This is a genomic window from Thalassospira sp. A40-3, from assembly GCF_015871485.1.
Taxonomy (GTDB): Bacteria; Pseudomonadota; Alphaproteobacteria; order Rhodospirillales; family Thalassospiraceae; genus Thalassospira; species Thalassospira tepidiphila.
Genome location: NZ_CP065428.1, coordinates 2861356 through 2878720, shown reverse-complemented (window position 1 = coordinate 2878720; position 17365 = coordinate 2861356). Strand labels below are relative to the sequence as shown.

General features: G+C 55.9%; 15 protein-coding genes. 8 read left to right on the top strand and 7 right to left on the bottom strand.

Features of this window, described 5'->3' with window-relative positions:
* The first annotated feature begins 83 nt into the window (after positions 1 to 83).
* The 3 genes from IT893_RS13300 to IT893_RS13290 all read left to right on the top strand — a co-directional run bounded on the left by IT893_RS13300 (position 84) and on the right by IT893_RS13290 (position 2262).
* A complete protein-coding gene (locus IT893_RS13300; RefSeq protein WP_063090392.1) occupies positions 84 to 308 on the top strand; it encodes a formate dehydrogenase subunit delta in 225 nt (74 codons plus the stop codon).
* Positions 305 to 1114, top strand: a complete 810-nt coding sequence (gene fdhD, locus IT893_RS13295) for a formate dehydrogenase accessory sulfurtransferase FdhD (protein WP_252723953.1) — start codon at positions 305 to 307, stop codon at positions 1112 to 1114. The genes IT893_RS13300 and fdhD overlap by 4 nt, the downstream gene beginning before the upstream one ends.
* 236 nt (positions 1115 to 1350) lie before the next feature.
* Positions 1351 to 2262, top strand: a complete 912-nt coding sequence (locus IT893_RS13290) for a dihydrodipicolinate synthase family protein (RefSeq protein WP_197145446.1) — start codon at positions 1351 to 1353, stop codon at positions 2260 to 2262.
* Between the two features lie 25 nt (positions 2263 to 2287).
* Here IT893_RS13290 and IT893_RS13285 read toward each other — a convergent pair whose 3' ends face one another.
* Positions 2288 to 2998: a GntR family transcriptional regulator gene (locus IT893_RS13285; protein ID WP_197145445.1), complete on the bottom strand. Its 711-nt coding sequence runs from the start codon at positions 2996 to 2998 to the stop codon at positions 2288 to 2290.
* 227 nt (positions 2999 to 3225) lie between these two features.
* Between IT893_RS13285 and araD the strand changes: the two genes are divergently transcribed.
* From araD to IT893_RS13270, 3 genes are all read left to right on the top strand, one after another.
* On the top strand, positions 3226 to 4959 hold the full coding sequence (araD, locus tag IT893_RS13280; RefSeq protein ID WP_008891999.1) for an L-arabinonate dehydratase: 1734 nt from the start codon (positions 3226 to 3228) through the stop codon (positions 4957 to 4959).
* Positions 4960 to 4970: 11 nt separating this feature from the next.
* The gene (locus IT893_RS13275) at positions 4971 to 5690 is read left to right on the top strand and encodes a ribonuclease activity regulator RraA (protein WP_008892000.1); all 720 of its coding nucleotides are present in this window, start codon (positions 4971 to 4973) and stop codon (positions 5688 to 5690) included.
* A 69-nt stretch (positions 5691 to 5759) separates the two neighbouring features.
* Positions 5760 to 7274, top strand: a complete 1515-nt coding sequence (locus tag IT893_RS13270) for an aldehyde dehydrogenase (NADP(+)) (protein WP_120225326.1) — start codon at positions 5760 to 5762, stop codon at positions 7272 to 7274.
* A 94-nt stretch (positions 7275 to 7368) separates the two neighbouring features.
* Here the strand turns inward: IT893_RS13270 and IT893_RS13265 are convergent, their stop codons facing one another.
* From IT893_RS13265 to xylF, 5 genes are all read right to left on the bottom strand, one after another.
* Complete coding sequence (locus IT893_RS13265; RefSeq protein WP_197145444.1) at positions 7369 to 8634, bottom strand: ROK family transcriptional regulator; 1266 nt, start codon at positions 8632 to 8634, stop codon at positions 7369 to 7371.
* Positions 8635 to 8692: 58 nt separating this feature from the next.
* A complete protein-coding gene (locus tag IT893_RS13260; RefSeq protein ID WP_008892003.1) occupies positions 8693 to 9874 on the bottom strand; it encodes a fumarylacetoacetate hydrolase family protein in 1182 nt (393 codons plus the stop codon).
* A 17-nt stretch (positions 9875 to 9891) separates the two neighbouring features.
* Positions 9892 to 10719 (bottom strand): ATP-binding cassette domain-containing protein, encoded by an 828-nt coding sequence (locus tag IT893_RS13255; RefSeq protein WP_197145443.1) that lies wholly within the window; start codon positions 10717 to 10719, stop codon positions 9892 to 9894.
* A gap of 11 nt (positions 10720 to 10730) precedes the next feature.
* On the bottom strand, positions 10731 to 11996 hold the full coding sequence (locus IT893_RS13250; protein WP_081579325.1) for a sugar ABC transporter permease: 1266 nt from the start codon (positions 11994 to 11996) through the stop codon (positions 10731 to 10733).
* A gap of 101 nt (positions 11997 to 12097) precedes the next feature.
* Positions 12098 to 13129: a D-xylose ABC transporter substrate-binding protein gene (gene xylF, locus IT893_RS13245; protein WP_064781950.1), complete on the bottom strand. Its 1032-nt coding sequence runs from the start codon at positions 13127 to 13129 to the stop codon at positions 12098 to 12100.
* 241 nt (positions 13130 to 13370) lie between these two features.
* Between xylF and IT893_RS13240 the strand changes: the two genes are divergently transcribed.
* Together IT893_RS13240 and IT893_RS13235 are read left to right on the top strand one after the other, a co-directional pair.
* Positions 13371 to 14132, top strand: a complete 762-nt coding sequence (locus tag IT893_RS13240) for an SDR family NAD(P)-dependent oxidoreductase (protein WP_008892007.1) — start codon at positions 13371 to 13373, stop codon at positions 14130 to 14132.
* Between the two features lie 72 nt (positions 14133 to 14204).
* Entirely contained in the window at positions 14205 to 16367 is a 2163-nt protein-coding gene (locus IT893_RS13235; RefSeq protein ID WP_197145442.1) for a dihydroxy-acid dehydratase, read from the top strand.
* An 84-nt stretch (positions 16368 to 16451) separates the two neighbouring features.
* Here IT893_RS13235 and purU read toward each other — a convergent pair whose 3' ends face one another.
* A complete protein-coding gene (purU, locus tag IT893_RS13230; protein ID WP_008892009.1) occupies positions 16452 to 17336 on the bottom strand; it encodes a formyltetrahydrofolate deformylase in 885 nt (294 codons plus the stop codon).
* Between the last annotated feature and the right edge of the window lie 29 nt (positions 17337 to 17365).

Sequence of the window (17365 nt, the reverse complement as noted above, 5' to 3'; positions counted from 1 at the left end):
CAGACATTGTGCTATACTCCCTTGGCATGATGTCTAGCACTTCCTGCTTGAATACAAAGTTTACAGTCAAAGAGTGAACCGCAATGGCACCCGACAAACTTGTCTATATGGCCAATCAGATCGCGACCTTCTTCAAATCCCAGCCCGAGGGCGAGGGCGTTGATGGTGTTGCCAACCATATCAGCGATTTCTGGGAACCGCGCATGCGCAAGCAGCTGTTTGACATGATCGCCGAAGGCAAGGCCGACTTCCATCCTTTGGTGATCAAGGCCGCGCCGAAAATCCGGAAGGTCAAGGAAACCGCATGATGGCTAAGCCATCGGAAAATCGCATTCTGGACGGGCGCGACGTCGATCTTGCGCGTGCCGTGTCAGGCGATGATGGTAATGATGACGCACCGATCATGTTGCAGCCGGAAGTCCCGGCTGCTTTGACATTCAATGGTCAATCGCACGCGGTGATGATGGTTTCACCGCATGACCTTGAAGATTTCATGGTCGGCTTTGCCCTTTCCGAAGGCATTGCCGATGACATTTCCCAGATCACGCTGCGCGACGTGCGCAAGACCCTGCAGGGGTATGTGATCGAAGCAGACCTGCATGAAGATGTCTTTGATCGTCTTGCCGATCGGCAACGCACACTTGAAGGCCGATCAGGTTGTGGCTTGTGTGGCGTCCAATCGCTTGAAGCCGTTGCGATGGACAAGATCGGGACGGTCACGCCATCCAACATGACGCAAGATGTTGTCTTGCGGGCGATTGACGCACTTCCGGAATATCAGACCCGCAACCGCGAAGGCGGTGGGTTGCTACATGCCAGCGCCTTTGTCGATGGTAGCGGTAACATCGTTCTGGTCCGTGAAGATATCGGACGCCACAACGCGCTTGATAAGGTGCTTGGTGCGGTGGCGCGACAGGGGATCGATCCGACCGGCGGGTTCATTCTGATGACCAGCCGCTGTTCCTATGAAATTGTCACCAAGACCGTGCAATTCGGGGTGGGCGGGCTTGTAACCCTTTCGGGCCCGACATTGACGGCGGTGAACCTTGCGCGCAAGGCCGGTTTGACCATGATCTGCCGCGAACGGCGTGGTCTGTTTCGTCGCTTTGCCTGACCTGTAAGCGGCTTTTTCAACTTGTAACTTTCTGATGATCACCTGTTTGCAGCACAGGTGTAATTGTACACGTCTGCCTGAACAGCGCTTTACGGCGTCTTAAGCGCATAATTGGAATTGCCATATCCCCGCATACTTGTTATTCAAGATGTAATTAAATATTACAAGATGGTCCCGCCGGTCAGTCGGATATTTGATCTGCTGCGCGCGGGCCACGGCACGGGGATAAGGAAACCATGGCACTTTCAAAAACTGAATTGCGCGCCGTTTTGTCGGGGATTTCGGGCATTCTTGTCACGCCCTATGATGACAATGGCGATGTCGCGCCCAATAAACTTGTGCCGGTGATTGATCGTGCGCTGGCCGCGGGGGTCCATTTCCCGGTTGTGAATGGCAATACCGGCGAATTTTATGCCCTGACCACCGACGAGGCGATCTTGATGGCGAAGTCGGTTGCCGAAATGCTCGATGGTCGTGCGCCGATGCTGGCCGGGATTGGCCGCGGTGTGCGCGATGCCTGTGCGCTTGCCAAGGCATCGGCCGAGGCCGGGGCAGAGGCATTAATGATCCATCAGCCGCCAGACCCGTTTGTCGCCCCGCGCGGTGTTGTCGACTACATCAAACGGATTGCCGATGCGTCCGGTGGTTTGCCGATGATGCTGTATCTGCGTAACGATGCCATTGGCACCAAGGCCATTACGGAATTGTGTGCCGTCGAGGGTGTTGTTGGCGTTAAATGGGCAACGCCAAATCCGATGAAGCTGGCCGAGGCGATCCATGCCTGCGATCCGGATATCGTCTGGGTCGGTGGTCTTGCTGAAACATGGGCACCGGCATTCTATGCCGTTGGCGCACGTGGATTTACCTCGGGCCTGATCAATGTCTGGCCGGAACGTTCCGTGGCCATTCACGCCGCCCTTGAAGCCGGCGACTTTGCCAAAGCCCGCCAGTTGATCGCCGAAATGAAGGCCTTTGAAGAAGTCCGGGCCGAGGAAATGAACGGCACCAACGTGACGGGTGTGAAGGCAGCCCTGAAGTTACTGGGTGATGATTGCGGTCCTACGCGCCCGCCATCAGCCTGGCCGTTGACCGAGGCCCAGCAGGAAAAGCTTTCAAGCTTCATGAAAGGAAACGGCCTGATCGGCTAGGTCGACTTTGGGTAACCGCGCCGTCCTAGAAGAAGGACGGATGGCGTTCGCGGATGGCATCGACGGTGGCAAGGGTTCCCATCAGATGTTCGCGAACGACTTCGCAGGCGGTATCGGCGTCACCCTTGTCAATCGCGGCCAGAATGCGCGCGTGACAATCAAGGATGGATGCCGATTTTCCCGGGTCGGGTAGGTTGAGCTTGCGAAGGCGGTCAATATGGCCCGACCTGGCTTCAACCACGCCATAGAGTTGGGCGACACCGGCAGCCTCATAAAGCGCGTAATGGAAATCGCGATCAAGCTTGCCAAAGGTATCAAGATCGTTTGCGGCACTGACCGCATTTTGCTGAGCAAGAATGGAGTGCGCTTTGACAGTCAGGGCAGGGTCTTTGGCATTGGCGAGACGGCGGGTGACCTCAAGCTCGACCGACAGACGCAGGAACTGGGTTTCCAGCGCTTGCTCGACATCAATCCGCGAGACCTCTGTCTTGGACTGCGGGAAGGTGTCAACAAGGCCTTCTTCTTCAAGCTTGAGCAACGCATCACGTACCGGTGTCTGGCTGACCCCGTATTCTTCGGCGATTTCGGCCCGCGACAGGTATTGGCCCGGCGCAAGTTCCAGATTGATGATGCGCTTGCGCAAAGAATCATGGAGCTGCGTACTTGCCGAGCCCCGCTTGAGTTTGGGCAGGCGCTTTTTGGCGATCGGTGCGTCTTTGAACAGGTTTTCGACCATGATGTTCCCGCAATTCATTTCTGGTCACACAATTTGTATACAGGCGTCTTGCTCGACATGCACTAATATATTACTATATCAAACAGTCAAAAGTGAATATCTTTCTGTGCCTGTCAGCGGCGGCGGAAATCCTCAGGCCACGGCGTTTGCGTTCAAGACCGGAGATCGCCTTTCTGAGTGCCGCCCGTTGCAAGCATGGTCGCGTTTTACATTCCGAGGATAAGACAATGAGTAAGAAACAGCCTCAGGACCTGAGATCGGCACGCTGGTTCGCCCCCGACGATCTGCGGACATTTGGCCATCGATCACGGATGATGCAGCTTGGCTATTCCGAAGACGATTTTCGCGACAAGCCAATCATCGGTGTCCTGAATACCTGGTCGGAACTCAATACCTGTCATTCGCATTTCCGCGAACGTGTTGTTGATGTGAAACGTGGTGTTGCACAGGCTGGTGGTTTTGCCGTCGAACTACCGTCGCTTTCCGTTGATGAAAGCTTCACCAAGCCGACCTCGATGCTTTATCGCAACCTGCTTGCCATGGAGACCGAGGAAATGATCCGGTCCCACCCGCTGGACGGTGTGGTTCTGATGGGCGGCTGTGACAAGACGACACCGGGTCTCGTGATGGGCGCGATTTCGGCCGGTGTGCCGATGATCTATCTGCCTGCCGGGCCAATGTTGCGTGGTAATTACGCGGGCAAAATCCTTGGATCGGGCTCTGATGCCTGGAAATATTGGGATGAACGTCGCGCGGGTAATATCAGCGATGAAGAATGGCTTGGCATTCAGGGCGGGATTGCCCGTTCTGCCGGGACCTGCATGACCATGGGAACCGCATCGACCATGACGGCGATTGCCGACTCAATGGGCCTGACTTTGCCCGGTGCCTCTTCGATCCCGGCGGTCGATAGCGGCCATCAGCGCATGTCGGCCGATTGTGGGCGCCGCATTGTTGAGATGGTCTGGGAAGACCTGACACCCGATCAGATCATCACCGATGCATCCTGCCGAAACGCTGCCATTGTCGCCATGGCAACCGGTTGTTCCACCAACGCCGTGGTTCATCTGATTGCAATGGCCAAACGTGCCGGTGTGGGTCTTAAGCTTGAAGACCTTGATGAGCTTGGCCGCACCACACCGCTGATCGCCAATGTCCGGCCATCGGGCAAGGATTACCTGATGGAGGATTTCTTCTATGCGGGCGGTTTGCGCGCCCTGATGAAGCAGATGGAAGATCGTCTGGATACCAGTTGCATGACGGTGACCGGCAAGACCCTTGGTGAAAACCTTGAAGGCGCGGTGGTTTATAATGACGATGTCATCCGCCCGCTCGATAACCCGGTCTATAAGGAAGGCTCCCTTGCCGTGCTTAAGGGCAATCTGTGCCCGAACGGTGCGGTGATCAAGCCGGCTGCATGCGATCCGAAATACCATGTTCATGAAGGCCCGGCATTGGTGTTTGACAGCTATCCGGAAATGAAAAAGGCCGTTGATGACGAGAACCTTGATATCACGCCGGATCATGTGATGGTTCTGCGCAATGCCGGTCCGCAAGGCGGCCCCGGCTTCCCGGAATGGGGCATGCTGCCGATCCCCAAGGCGCTGATCAAACAGGGCCATCGTGACATGTTGCGGATTTCCGATGCCCGCATGTCTGGCACGTCTTACGGCGCGTGTGTTTTGCATGTCAGCCCGGAAAGCTACATCGGTGGGCCACTCGCACTTCTGAAAAATGGCGATACTGTCCGCCTTGATCTGCCAAATCGCTCGCTTGATATGCTCGTCCCCGAAGAAGAGCTTGAAGCGCGACGCAAGGCCCTAACACCGCCAGAACCGCGTTTCGAACGCGGGTATGGCTACATGTTCTCGCGCCATGTGACCCAGGCCGATCAGGGCTGCGATTTTGACTTCCTTGAAACCGATTTCGGCAAAACTGCCGGCGAACCTGACATTTTCTAAGGACACCGACCATGACGGAATATGTATTGTCTGATGCCACGCGCGAAAAACTGATGCGCACCTCGACGGCGTCTGTTGCCACCCAGCTTTACAAGCGGGGCCTGCGCAACCAGTTCATTCAGGGTGTCCGGCCCGTGGCACCGAAAAAGAAAAACATGGTCGGGCAGGCCTTTACGCTGCGCTATATCCCCGCACGTGAAGACCGCAACCCGATCGAGGTGTTCCGCAACGAAGACCATCCGCAACGTGTTGCGATTGAAACCTGCCCGCCGGGCCATGTTCTGGTGATGGATGGTCGCAAGGATGCGTCTGCGGCATCGGCCGGGTCGATCCTCGTTACACGTCTGGCTGTGCGCGGTGGTGCCGGGATCGTGTCAGATGCCGGTTTCCGCGATGCCGAGGGGATCGGCGAACTTGACATGCCAGCCTATTGTGCCGGTCCGTCAGCCCCGACCAACCTGACCAAGCACGAAGCGCTTGATATCAACGTTCCGATCGCGTGCGGCGATGTTGCCGTCTTCCCGGGCGACGTTCTTGTTGGCGATACGGACGGGGTCATGGTGATCCCCGCACATCTGGCAGACGAGATCGCCGATGCCTGTGCAGGCATGGAAAGTTACGAGGCCTTTGTGATTGAACAAGTGGCCAATGGGGCGTCAATTATCGGACTTTATCCCTGCACCAAAGAAGAGAATCAGAAAAAGTATGAGGAATGGCTGGCAAGTCAGTAAAATCGCGGTTACGTTGACCTTCATGTAATCAATTTACCCCTATCCACGCATTCCAGAGGATCGATTGAAATGTCTTATACCCTGACAGGAAAACATCTGATTGCCGGTGAATGGGTCGCTGGCGAGACGACCTTCCAGTCCGAGCCGGCCCACGGCCCGGCCAACACCTTCCCGGTTGGTACACCCGCCCTGGTTGATCAGGCCGCAAAGGCCGCCGAAGAAGCCTTTTGGACTTACGGCTATTCAACCCGCGAAGAGCGCGCGAAATTCATCAACACCATTGCGGATGAAATCGACGCGCGTGGCGATGAAATCACCGAAATCGGTACCCAGGAAACCGGCCTGCCCGAAGCACGCCTTCAGGGTGAGCGCGGCCGTACCGTTGGTCAGCTTCGCCTGTTTGCCAGCCACATCCTTGATGGCGAATATCTGGATCGTCGTTATGACGAAGCCCTTCCGGATCGTGCACCGTTGCCGCGTCCTGACCTGCGTTTGATGCAGCGTCCGATTGGTCCGGTGGCCGTATTTGGTGCGTCCAACTTCCCACTGGCCTTCTCGGTCGCAGGTGGTGATACCGCATCGGCACTGGCTGCGGGTTGCCCGGTCGTGGTCAAGGGCCACTCGGCCCATCCGGGTACCGGTGAAATTGTTGCCCAGGCAATTGACGCTGCCATCAAGAAATGCGGTGTTCATCCGGGTGTGTTCAGCCTGATCCAGGGCGGCAAACGCGATGTTGGCCAAAGCCTGGTGCAGCACCCGCTGATCAAGGCGGTTGGCTTTACCGGATCGCTTGGCGGTGGTCGTGCACTTTACGATCTGTGTGCTGCCCGTCCGGAACCGATCCCGTTCTTTGGCGAACTTGGTTCGGTCAACCCGATGTTCCTGCTGCCGGCTGCTGTCAAGGCGCGCGGTGCAGAAATCGGTAAAGGCTGGGCAGGGTCGCTGACCATGGGTGCCGGCCAGTTCTGTACCAATCCGGGGATCGCAGTTGTGATCGAAGGTCCGGATGCGGATGCATTTGTTGCCGCCGCCAAGGAAGGTCTTTCGGGTGTTGGTCCGCAAACCATGCTGACCGATGGCATGGCAGAAACCTATCGCGCCGGTGCAAAGCGTGTGGCGGCGACTTCGGGTGTCAAAGAAGTTCTGACCACGTCTTGTGACCTGCGCAATGCAACGCCGTATCTGTTTGAGACCACCGGTGAAAACTGGCTTGCCAACCATGAGCTTGGCGAAGAAGTCTTTGGTCCGCTCGGCCTTGTCGTTCGCGTCAAGGACGTTGCCGAAATGCGCAAGATTGCCAAATCGCTTGAAGGTCAGTTGACCTGCACCCTGCATCTTGATGCAGCCGACGCGGCAGATGCTCGTTCGCTTCTGCCGATCCTTGAACACAAGGCTGGCCGCGTTCTGGCCAACGGTTTCCCGACCGGTGTGGAAGTATCCGACACCATGGTCCATGGCGGACCATACCCGGCATCGACCAACTTCGGGGCAACCTCTGTCGGGACCATGGCGATCCGTCGCTTCCTGCGTCCGGTTTGCTATCAGAACATCCCGACCGATGTTCTGCCCAAAGACATCGCCTAAGCGATATCTCTTCGCGACAGCTTTGCTGAAAAGAAAAAGCCGCCCATTTGGGCGGCTTTTTTTGTTAGTCGCGGATTTGTCAGTCGCGGATTTGTTAGTCCCGGGCCGTTGCGGTGGCCTGAAACATGTTTTCATCATGCCTGAGCAGGCTTTGGCCAATTGCGCCTTGAAGGGCCAGATCCTTGTCCCACGGAAGATAGGTGATGGTCGGATTTCGGCTGAGTTCCGGGACCTGTGCCTCGTCCAGACCGCGCCTGAGTTCCGGTTCCATCATGTCGAATGCCCTGGCACCCGATCCGGTAATGAAAATCTGCTTGGGCCCCAGAAGGGCAATCAGGTTGGCGATGCCATATCCCAGAACCTTGCCAGCGTGACGGAAAAGTTCGGCAAGACCGGTATCGCCGCGGCGGGCGCGGGCCACCAGATCCATCATCTGGTCTTCGCTGGGATGCAGGTTATTGGTATCGGGCAGGTCAATCACGCCGCGTGCATCACGCAGAATGGCATAGTCCCCGATATAAGCCTCAAGACATCCACGTCGGCCGCAATTGCACAGCGGCCCGTCAGGTTGGTATTTGGTATGGCCGAATTCCGCAGCAGTCCCAAAATCACCGTTATAGACCTTGCCATTCAGAACCAATCCCATACCGATCCCGTAGCCCAGCATGATCACGGCAAAGTCGCCATCATTATGCAGGTTGGTATTTTGCGAGATCGCCGTTGCGATGCAGTTTGCATCGTTCGACATCTGAACAGCGCTGCCATATCGTTCGCTGAGTGATTTGACCAAGGGAATATGGCGATGACGGAGCGCTGGCGACCAGATGATCTCGCCGCTGTTGCTATCAGTCACCCCTTGAATGGCGATGCTGATGCCCGCGGGCGGATGGACGCAGAAATCGCGGTTCTTTTCAAGAAACCGGTCAATCAACGCAATCAGGGTTCTGGTGAGTTCTTCTGCGCCAAGGTCGCGGGTATTGATGCAGTGTTCTATGCTGCGTTCAATCTCGCCCTTGAAATTGCCCAGCGCAATTTCGATCAGATTGATGGTGATTTTGACCCCGATGACGCAGGCCGCATTTGGCACCAGATCCAGCAAGACCTTGGGACGGCCGCGCGTGGTGCCAGTACCGTTGCCAGTCCCATTGCCGTTCGCGGTGCCGTTATTGTTACTCCCTTCGCTTTCCTTTACCAAACCCTGCGCCATCAAGTCTGCGGTTAGCGACGTGACAGTCGCAGGGCTTAGTCCGGTTGCCGTACCGATATCAATGCGCGCAGCGGGGCCATGCATGCGCAGATAGCGCAAGATCGCCGTCTGAGAGGGCTGGCGCGGTGTTTCGCTTTCTGTACGGCGCATCATGTGGTTGATCAGTATCCTTGTTAGCATGCCCGTTCGGGCAATTTAATTGTGCCCGCGCTCAGAGCAATCCGCGACGCGCAAGGTTGTTCATCAACGCGCTGATCCCGAACGTCCAGGGTTTAATGGCATCTGATCGGTCGACCTGATTGACCAGTTTGCCAAGGCTTGGCGTCGAGATGCTGACAAGGTCGCCCATTTCATGGGTAAAGCCCTTGCCGGCACCACCCCGGTCGTCGGTCGGGGCAAACATCGTTCCCAGGAACAGCATGATGCCATCCGGATATTGATGATGTTTGCCGATCGCCTGTGAAACAAGGCTTTCGGGCGTGCGGCTGATCTGGCTCATGGAGCTGACCGCATCAAGGTGATAGCCCTCGGGCCCATCAACAGCCATGGCGATATCTGCCGATTTGACAGTCTCCAGCGTGAACTTGCCGTCAAACAAGCGGATGAACGGGCCAATCGCACAGGATGCGTTATTGTCCTTTGCCTTGCCGAGCAACAGGGCAGAGCGCCCCTCGACATCGCGCAGGTTGACGTCATTGCCAAGTGTGGCGCCGACGATCTTGCCCTTTGACGTCACGGTCAGAACCACTTCGGGTTCCGGGTTGTTCCAGGTTGAAATCGGGTGCAGACCGACATGCGCGCCATGCCCGACAGCCGACATGACCGGTGCCTTGGTAAAGATCTCCGCATCCGGGCCAATGCCGACTTCAAGATATTGCGACCAGGCGCCTTTTTCGAGCAGCACGGTTTTGATATCGGCGGCCTTTTGCGAGCCCGGTTCGATCTGTGAGAGGTCATCGCCGATAATGCCGGTGATTTCGGTGCGGATCTGATCGGCTTTGCTTGAGTCACCGCGTGCTTGTTCCTCGATCACGCGTTCAAGAAGGCTTGCCACAAAGGTCACGCCACTTGCCTTGATCGCCTGCAGATCATTGGGGGACAGAAGGTGCGGGGTGTTTTCATCAGCCCCCGGACGGGACTGGTCCAGAATATCACTGAGTGTGGCGACAGTCGGGAAGCTTGCCGGATTTGAAAGCTTTGCCAGAACGTCATCAAGTTCAAGGATTTCGCTGACGGTCGGTGCGACACTGCTGATATCGCGCAGCGTTTCACCATCAAGAAGCACCGGTGTTGGTCCGGAAACGCGCGGGTCCCAGATGCGCCCGATCAGGACGGCATTACTTGCGTCATCGGGCAGGATGTCTTGGGCGTTGATGGGGAAGCCTGTGGTCATCTCGGTGTCTCGCTTGTTTATCTGTGGGTGGTGCCATTCGCGGCACCCGTTGCATTGGTCGCGCCGGGGCCAGCCAGATGCAGAAGGTGCTCGGGCATTTTGCCCAGAATGATCATCCCAAGTACGTCGTCATGTGTGACATCTTCGGTTCTAACGCTGCCAACCAGTTTTCCGTTCTTCATGACATGCAACCGGTCAGAAAGGTCAAACACATCATGAAGATCGTGGCTAATCAACAAAATACCCAAACCGTCACGCTTTAATTGGTCAATCAGTTCGCCGACCATCTTTGTTTCATGAACGCCAAGGGCCGCACAGGGTTCATCCATGATCAACACGCGTGCCTCAAACAGCAAGGCACGTGCAATCGCGACCGACTGGCGCTGCCCGCCCGAAAGGGCAGACACGGGGGAGGTGAACTTTTTGAAGTTCGGGTTCAGGCGATGAAGAACTTCACGCGCCTTGTGTTCCATGGCGGCATCATCAAGAAACCCGAACTTGTCGGTGATTTCACGTCCGAGAAACAGGTTCTGGGCGGCGTCAAGATTGTCGGCAAGTGCCAGGTTCTGATAAATCGTTTCGATATTGTTGTCGCGTGCGTCACGCGCGTTCTCGATCTTGGCTTCCTTGCCATCCACAATGATCTCGCCACTGTCGGCCTGATAGGCACCGGAAAGAATTTTGATCAGCGTTGATTTGCCCGCACCGTTATGGCCCAGCACGCCAACCACCTCGCCGGGATAAAGATCAATGGATACGCCATCAACAGCCTTCACACCGCCAAAGCTGATGTGGATATCTTGCATTTCGACCAGCGGATCTTTGGTCATGTTTGGATCAGTCATCACGGGTCTCCTTACGCGGTCGGGTCGCTGTAGCGGCGATGGAAATACTTGTCGCTAAAGACGGCGACGACAAGAACCAGGCCGATGACGATGCTTTGCAACGAGGTATCCACCCCCAAAAGCGCCATGCCGCTTTGCAGGCTTTGCATCACCAGCGCACCAATCAGCGCGCCATAGATCGTCCCAAGCCCACCGGCAAGCGACGTGCCGCCAATGACCACGGCTGCAATCACGCGAAGTTCGTCAAGCGTGCCCAAATCGTTGCCCGCTGATTGCAGGCGGGCCGATGAAATCGCCGCACTGATCGCGCAAAGCACACCCATCAGGGCAAAGACTGCCACCGTCATGCGTTTGACGTTGATCCCGGCCAGTTCGGCCGCCTGCGGGTTGCCGCCAATCGCAAAGACATAGCGACCGAAACGGGTGCGTTTAACCGCAATGGTGAGGATGATCGCGACAAGCGCAACAATCAGAAGCGGGATCGGAATGCCATGCGAAATTTCAAGGTTTTCTGGCGTGACCGGAATGCCCTTGTTTTCCAAAAGGCGTTCTGCTGCACGCGTTGGCAGGTGATAGGCATTCAGTGTCGCGACAACAATCAGGACCAAACCGGCCTTGATAATCGTGTTGGTGTATTCGGCCCAGATTGGTTTGACCGGAAATTCGAAGGAAAGGCGACGACGGCGTTCCATGATCGCGGCGTAAATGATCGCAAGAATGGCGATCAGGGCAACGATCCAGCTCCAGGTGGCGCCAATCGTTCCTTCGATGCCGCCGCCCAGCAGAATGTAATTCTGATCAAGCGGGGCAACCGTGCGCCCTTGTGTGACCCACCACGCCGATCCGCGCCAGACCAAAAGCCCGCCAAGTGTCACGATGAATGCCGGGACGCCAAGATAGCCGACGGCCACACCTTGAATGGAACCGATCAGACCGCCGACAACAATGCCGACCAACAGCGTCAGCACCCAGGTCAGGGGATGATTGTAATCAAGAAACTGTGGCAGGACATCGGTCTGAACGACCCCCATGATCATGGCCAGAACACCCAGGACTGCCCCGACCGAAAGGTCGATATGGCGGGTGACAATGATCAGGACCATGCCGCACGCCATCACCGCCACAGAGGCAGTCTGAACCGACAGGTTAAAGATGTTTCGGGGCGTGATAAAGCGACCGCCCGAGGCAATGTCAAAACCCACCCAGATAATCAGCAGGACAACGGCGAGGCCAACCAGACGACGGTCGACTTCCATTTTCGAAAGTAGTCGTGACATGAAAAAGCTCGTAAAGCAGCGGGGCCGAACTGCGATATCTGCACGATATGTGGAATGCAGTCGGCCCCGGGTTTATGCAAGGTCGGAGGAAACAGGTTGGCCTAGTTGCAGGCCGCAACCTTGCTGTTGGTTACGCCCTGGCAAACCACGTCTTTCGATACCCAGCCAGCATCAATCACCAGATCAAGTTTGTTCTGGGTGATCGCAACCGGATCAAGGAAGTAAGACTTCATGGTCACACCATTCGGGCTCTGCCAATCTTCGGTACCGTCAACCTCGTCAAGCTTGGTGCCCTTGGCAAGTTCAACGGCGATCTCAGCCGCGCGCTTGCCAAGAAGACGGGCATCTTTCCAGACCGAAACCGTCTGGGTGCCAAGTGCAACACGGTTCAGTGCAGCGTGATCGCCGTCCTGACCCGATACAGGAATGCCCTGCATGCCCTGAGCAGACAATGCTGCAACAACACCACCGGCGGTGCCATCATTGGATGCGACAACGGCATCAACCTTGTTGTCCGCAGCCGTCAGGAACTGTTCCATGTTCCGCTGTGCAATCGCTGGCTGCCAGCTGTCGGTATAGGCTTCGCCAACAACTTTGATGTCGCCCGCGTCAATTGCCTTCTGCAGGATTTCAAGCTGTCCTTCGTGCAGAATGTTGGCGTTCGGGTCGGTCGGTGCGCCCTTGATGAAGACGTAGTTGCCTTTCGGTTGTTCGGCAAAAACGGCCTCGGCCTGAAGGCGGCCGACTTCCTTGTTGTTGAACGTAATGTAATAGGCGTTCGAGTCTTCGATCAGGCGGTCATAGCCGACGACCGGAATGCCCTCGTTCAGGGCCTTCTCGACAGCCGGGCCAATTGACGCTGAGTCCTGTGCCAGGACGATCAGGGCATCGGCACCACGTGCGATCAGGCTTTCGATATCGGAAAGCTGTTTGGACGGATTGCTTTGGGCATCTGCGCTGATGTATTCAGCACCCGCAGCATCCAGAGCAGCCTTGATTGCGGCTTCATCGGTTTTCCAGCGTTCTTCCTGGAAGTTCGACCAGCTGACACCAACAGTCAGATCAGCAGCAAAGGCATTTGCAGACAGCAGAACGGTTCCGGCCAACATGGCCGTTGATAGGAGTTTTTTCATCGGTTTCTTCCCTGAATAAATGTGTCTTCTGGTGACATTTATTTTTGTTATCGAAAAAATGTTGACGTGAAGAAGGCGTCCTGTCAAATATTTTTTAGTGAATAAATTAAATTCATCGCTTTTTACGCATTTTTATATCGCAGTTTGCGATTAAGGGTTGAATTGGCGGTGTGTATAGCGTGGTGCGCTGCAGCAATTAATTTGTTCATCTAAAATAATATGAAAAGAGACAGGGAACGTTATGACAGCGAGTTATCACGACATTGACGGTAAATCCGTGCTTGTAACCGGCGGTGCATCCGGGATTGGCGCCTCGATCGTGCGCGCGTTCTGTGCGCAGGGGGCGCGGGTCGGGTTCTTCGATATCGATGATGCCGCCGCGCAAAAACTGATCGCCTCCATAAAGGAAGAGCACGGCGTAACCCCGGTCTACAAATCGCTTGATTTGCGCAACCAATCATCCATTTCCGATGCGGTTCGCGACATGTCGGTTGCGATTGGTCCGATTGACGTTCTGGTAAACAATGCAGCGCGCGATGATCGGCATTCGCCCGAAGATATCAGTCCTGACAAATGGCGTGATGGTCTGGATGTGAACCTGAACCATCATTTCTTTTGTGCCCAGGCAGTCGCACCGGGCATGAAGGAAAAACGGTGCGGAAGTATTATCAATTTCAGTTCTGTGAGTTATATGATGGGCCTGCCGGATCTGGTAACGTACGAGACCGCAAAGGCCGGTATTATCGGACTGACGCGCGCGCTTGCCCGGGACTGGGGTGAATATGGCATTCGCGTCAATGCGGTGACGCCGGGCTGCATCATGACACAGCGCCAGCTTGATCTTTGGATTTCTCCCGAGGATGAAGAACGCATTCAGGAGCAGCAATGCGTCAAACGCCGGCTGGTGGGGGATGATGTTGCACAGATGGTTCTTTTCCTGGCATCTGATGTTTCGTCGGCCTGTTCATCACAGAACTTCATCGTGGATGGCGGCATCGTCTGATCGTGTGTTTCGACGGGTGCCAAGACCGCTGCTCGCCCCGAGACCACTGCTCGAACTTGGAAAAAACAGTATATGTCGCCTGCAAATCTCTCTGATCAGCCAATCATCATCGATGAAAAAGCCAACCCGTATCGCGACTGCATCCAGGGTCTCGCCAACCAGCCGATCACAGTCGTCCGGTTGCTGCGTGATGCTGTGAACGAAAACCCGGTCGTTGCCAGTGGTCGCAATTTTGCCGTTCCCGAAATCAAGGACGTGGTCGGGCGTCTGGTGGAAAACCGCCCGCGCATCGCAATCATTGCCGGCGCACCTGATCATCCGGCCCATCTTCTGGATCGTCCGCAGGCGCTGATGGCGGCACTGCGCATTTGGGAAATGGGCGGGGTTCCGTTCCTGTTCCATGTGCCGGTGATTTGCGATGGCACGGCGCAAAACAATATCGGGCAAAGCTATTCACTGGCGTCGCGCAACCATACGGCGGCGGCAGTCAATATCACCTTTGAAGGCCACAGTTATCATGCGGCCTATGTGATTGCCGGCTGCGACAAGTCGCCTGCCGCTGTGGTGGCGGGGCTGGCAGCGGCCGATCATGCACGCGCCTGGCGCGGCGATCAGGCGCCGGTCTGGGCAGTCTTTGCACCGTCGCATGTTCTAAAAGGCGGCGAAATTCCCGAAGGCACGCGTCGTCTGCTGGATAAAATCGCCGCTGACTCCGATGCCGCGGGGCATGATGACCTGGGCGCCGATATCCGCGAAAACATGCGCTATATCCTGCAATGCACCTCGGACGAGGCATTTGCAGGATTGCTCGAACGTGCCCGCCTTCTGGGGATTATCGACGGGGCGCTTGAACGTCGGGTTCTGGATGAGCTCGCAACAGCGACCTGTGATTCCAAGGGCGGCATTTGTGCCTTTAACGGCACGGGCAATTCATCGCGCACCATGTTGGCGGCCTTCGGCCTGACCCCGCCGGAACTGGAATTGCTGACCGATGTTCCGCCGTTCGAGGCCGTGGCCGCCGGGATCGATGCCCTGTTTGGCGTTTTCAACAAGCCGGAATATGCGATTGGCAATTTGCTGAAGGCCAACTTCGCCAATTTCGTGCGTGTTCATAATGCCACGGGATCGAGCAGCAACATGCTTTTGCATTTGCCATTCATGATGCGCTATGCCGGTTTTGATATCTCGATTGATGATTATCAGGATGTGCGCACCAAAACCCCGGTGCCGGAAATTTTCGCCCACAGCCTGACGGAAAACCGCGACACTTTTGTCTTGGCTCAGCAAATGGCCGAAGGCAAAAACCGCGGTATGGAAAGCATCTATCGCATTCTGGCCGATCTCGGCGTGGCGATGGATCTTGATGCGCCAACCATCCTCGGAAAAACCTGGGCGGAACGCATTGCCAATCTTGAAAATCCGGTTGATCTGTCGCTGGGCGATGCATCGGTCATTCGTGCCAACCCGGTCAGACAGCGTTCAGGCGTTGATGTCATCACCGGCAGTTTCTTTGAAAATTGTGCGGTCAAGACATCGGGTATGAGCGACCGGTTATTGTCGCACTTTGATGATCATGTCTTCATCGTGCGCTATTACGAAAATGAACATGTCTGTAATGCCGACTTTGCTTCGCCCGATTTGATTACGCGTCTGATTGAAACCGATGGCGTTGACGAGGAACTGATTGCCGCAGTCGTGCGTCGCAATGGCGGAAATCGTGTCGATATGGATACGCCAAAGGACATGTTCGAACAGGGTCATCTGTCCTTTGCGTTTGTCATCGGCGGGCAGGGACCGGAAGCCTATGGCATGCCGGAAATGTTTTCGCCGTCGCAGAACTTGCGCCATCACCGCATTCTCGAAGCATCATCCATGCTGATCACCGATGGACGTTATTCCGGGGTCACCAAGGGGGCCTGTATCGGTCATATGGTGCCGGAGGCCTTTACAGGTGGTGCAATCGGTTATCTTAAGGATGGCGATGTGCTGCGTCTTGATCTGACCGGGCTAACGCTGGATTGGCTCGATCCCGAGGCATTCAAACGTGGGGAAGAGGTCGCATCCGATCCCCGCGACATTGCGGATCGCAAGCCGGTCTTTGATGCACGGTTCAAACGCATGGCCGATCGCCAGTGTGATATCGCCGCAAGCAACGTGCTTGACGGGATTGGCAATGCCGCACGCGGTATTGTGCCCCGTGCCGTCGATCGTCGCGCAATCAAATCTTGGCGTTAAACCGCAAGGGTTTCACACAACAAAATGCAAACCGCCCCGTGCCATATCTGGCCGGGGCGTTTTTGAGTGTCGCAGGTGCTGGGCTTAGCCCATGCGTTCCGATGCGTAGCTTCCCGGGCTTGGCGGGAAGACGATGGTGCGGTTGCCGTTGATGAACGAACGGTGATGGATATGGGCGTGGACCGCACGCGCCAGCACCTGGCTTTCGACATCGCGGCCAATTGACACATAGTCGGCCGAGTTCTGGGCGTGGGTAATACGCGCAATGTCCTGTTCGATGATCGGGCCTTCATCAAGGTCGGCGGTGACATAATGCGCCGTTGCGCCAATCAGTTTGACCCCGCGCACGTAGGCCTGTTGATACGGGTTGGCCCCCTTGAAGCTTGGCAGGAAGGAATGGTGGATATTGATGATCTTGCCACTCATTTTCTTGCACAGGCTGTCTGACAGGACCTGCATGTAGCGGGCCAGAACGATCAGCTCGACGTTATAGTCAGAAACAACATCAAGAAGCTTTTTCTCGGCTTCGGGCTTGTTTTCCTTGGTGACCGGGATGTGGTGGAAGGGAATATCGTGATTAACGACAACCTTCTGATAATCAAGATGGTTTGACACCACGCCGACGATATCAATCGGAAGCGCCCCGATTTTCCAACGATACAGCAGATCGTTCAGGCAATGACCAAACCGCGACACCATCAGAAGAACCTTCATCTTCTCGGAGCTGTCATGGATTTCGTACTTCATGCCAAGTTCTGCTGCCGGCCCCTCAAAGCCTGCTATCAGGGTTTCCTGATCAACACCTTCTTCGCTGACGAAGGCAACCCGCATAAAGAACAGGCCGGTTTCTTGGTCGTCAAACTGGGAGCTATCGGTAATGTTGCAGCCGTTATCTGCCAAATAGGTCGAAATAGCAGCAACCACCCCGCGCTGAGAATCGCAGGAAACAGTCAGAACGTAGCTTTTCATCGCGTCTGGCTTTCTCGTTTGGAATAATC

Bases quoted from the DNA above. Each gene is read 5' to 3' on its own strand.
- IT893_RS13300 (WP_063090392.1), top strand. From the start codon at position 84: ATGGCACCCGACAAACTTGTCTATATGGCCAATCAGATCGCGACCTTC.
- fdhD (WP_252723953.1), top strand. From the start codon at position 305: ATGATGGCTAAGCCATCGGAAAATCGCATTCTGGACGGGCGCGACGTC.
- IT893_RS13290 (WP_197145446.1), top strand. From the start codon at position 1,351: ATGGCACTTTCAAAAACTGAATTGCGCGCCGTTTTGTCGGGGATTTCG.
- IT893_RS13285 (WP_197145445.1), bottom strand. From the start codon at position 2,998: ATGGTCGAAAACCTGTTCAAAGACGCACCGATCGCCAAAAAGCGCCTG.
- araD (WP_008891999.1), top strand. From the start codon at position 3,226: ATGAGTAAGAAACAGCCTCAGGACCTGAGATCGGCACGCTGGTTCGCC.
- IT893_RS13275 (WP_008892000.1), top strand. From the start codon at position 4,971: ATGACGGAATATGTATTGTCTGATGCCACGCGCGAAAAACTGATGCGC.
- IT893_RS13270 (WP_120225326.1), top strand. From the start codon at position 5,760: ATGTCTTATACCCTGACAGGAAAACATCTGATTGCCGGTGAATGGGTC.
- IT893_RS13265 (WP_197145444.1), bottom strand. From the start codon at position 8,634: ATGATGCGCCGTACAGAAAGCGAAACACCGCGCCAGCCCTCTCAGACG.
- IT893_RS13260 (WP_008892003.1), bottom strand. From the start codon at position 9,874: ATGACCACAGGCTTCCCCATCAACGCCCAAGACATCCTGCCCGATGAC.
- IT893_RS13255 (WP_197145443.1), bottom strand. From the start codon at position 10,719: ATGACTGATCCAAACATGACCAAAGATCCGCTGGTCGAAATGCAAGAT.
- IT893_RS13250 (WP_081579325.1), bottom strand. From the start codon at position 11,996: ATGTCACGACTACTTTCGAAAATGGAAGTCGACCGTCGTCTGGTTGGC.
- xylF (WP_064781950.1), bottom strand. From the start codon at position 13,129: ATGAAAAAACTCCTATCAACGGCCATGTTGGCCGGAACCGTTCTGCTG.
- IT893_RS13240 (WP_008892007.1), top strand. From the start codon at position 13,371: ATGACAGCGAGTTATCACGACATTGACGGTAAATCCGTGCTTGTAACC.
- IT893_RS13235 (WP_197145442.1), top strand. From the start codon at position 14,205: ATGTCGCCTGCAAATCTCTCTGATCAGCCAATCATCATCGATGAAAAA.
- purU (WP_008892009.1), bottom strand. From the start codon at position 17,336: ATGAAAAGCTACGTTCTGACTGTTTCCTGCGATTCTCAGCGCGGGGTG.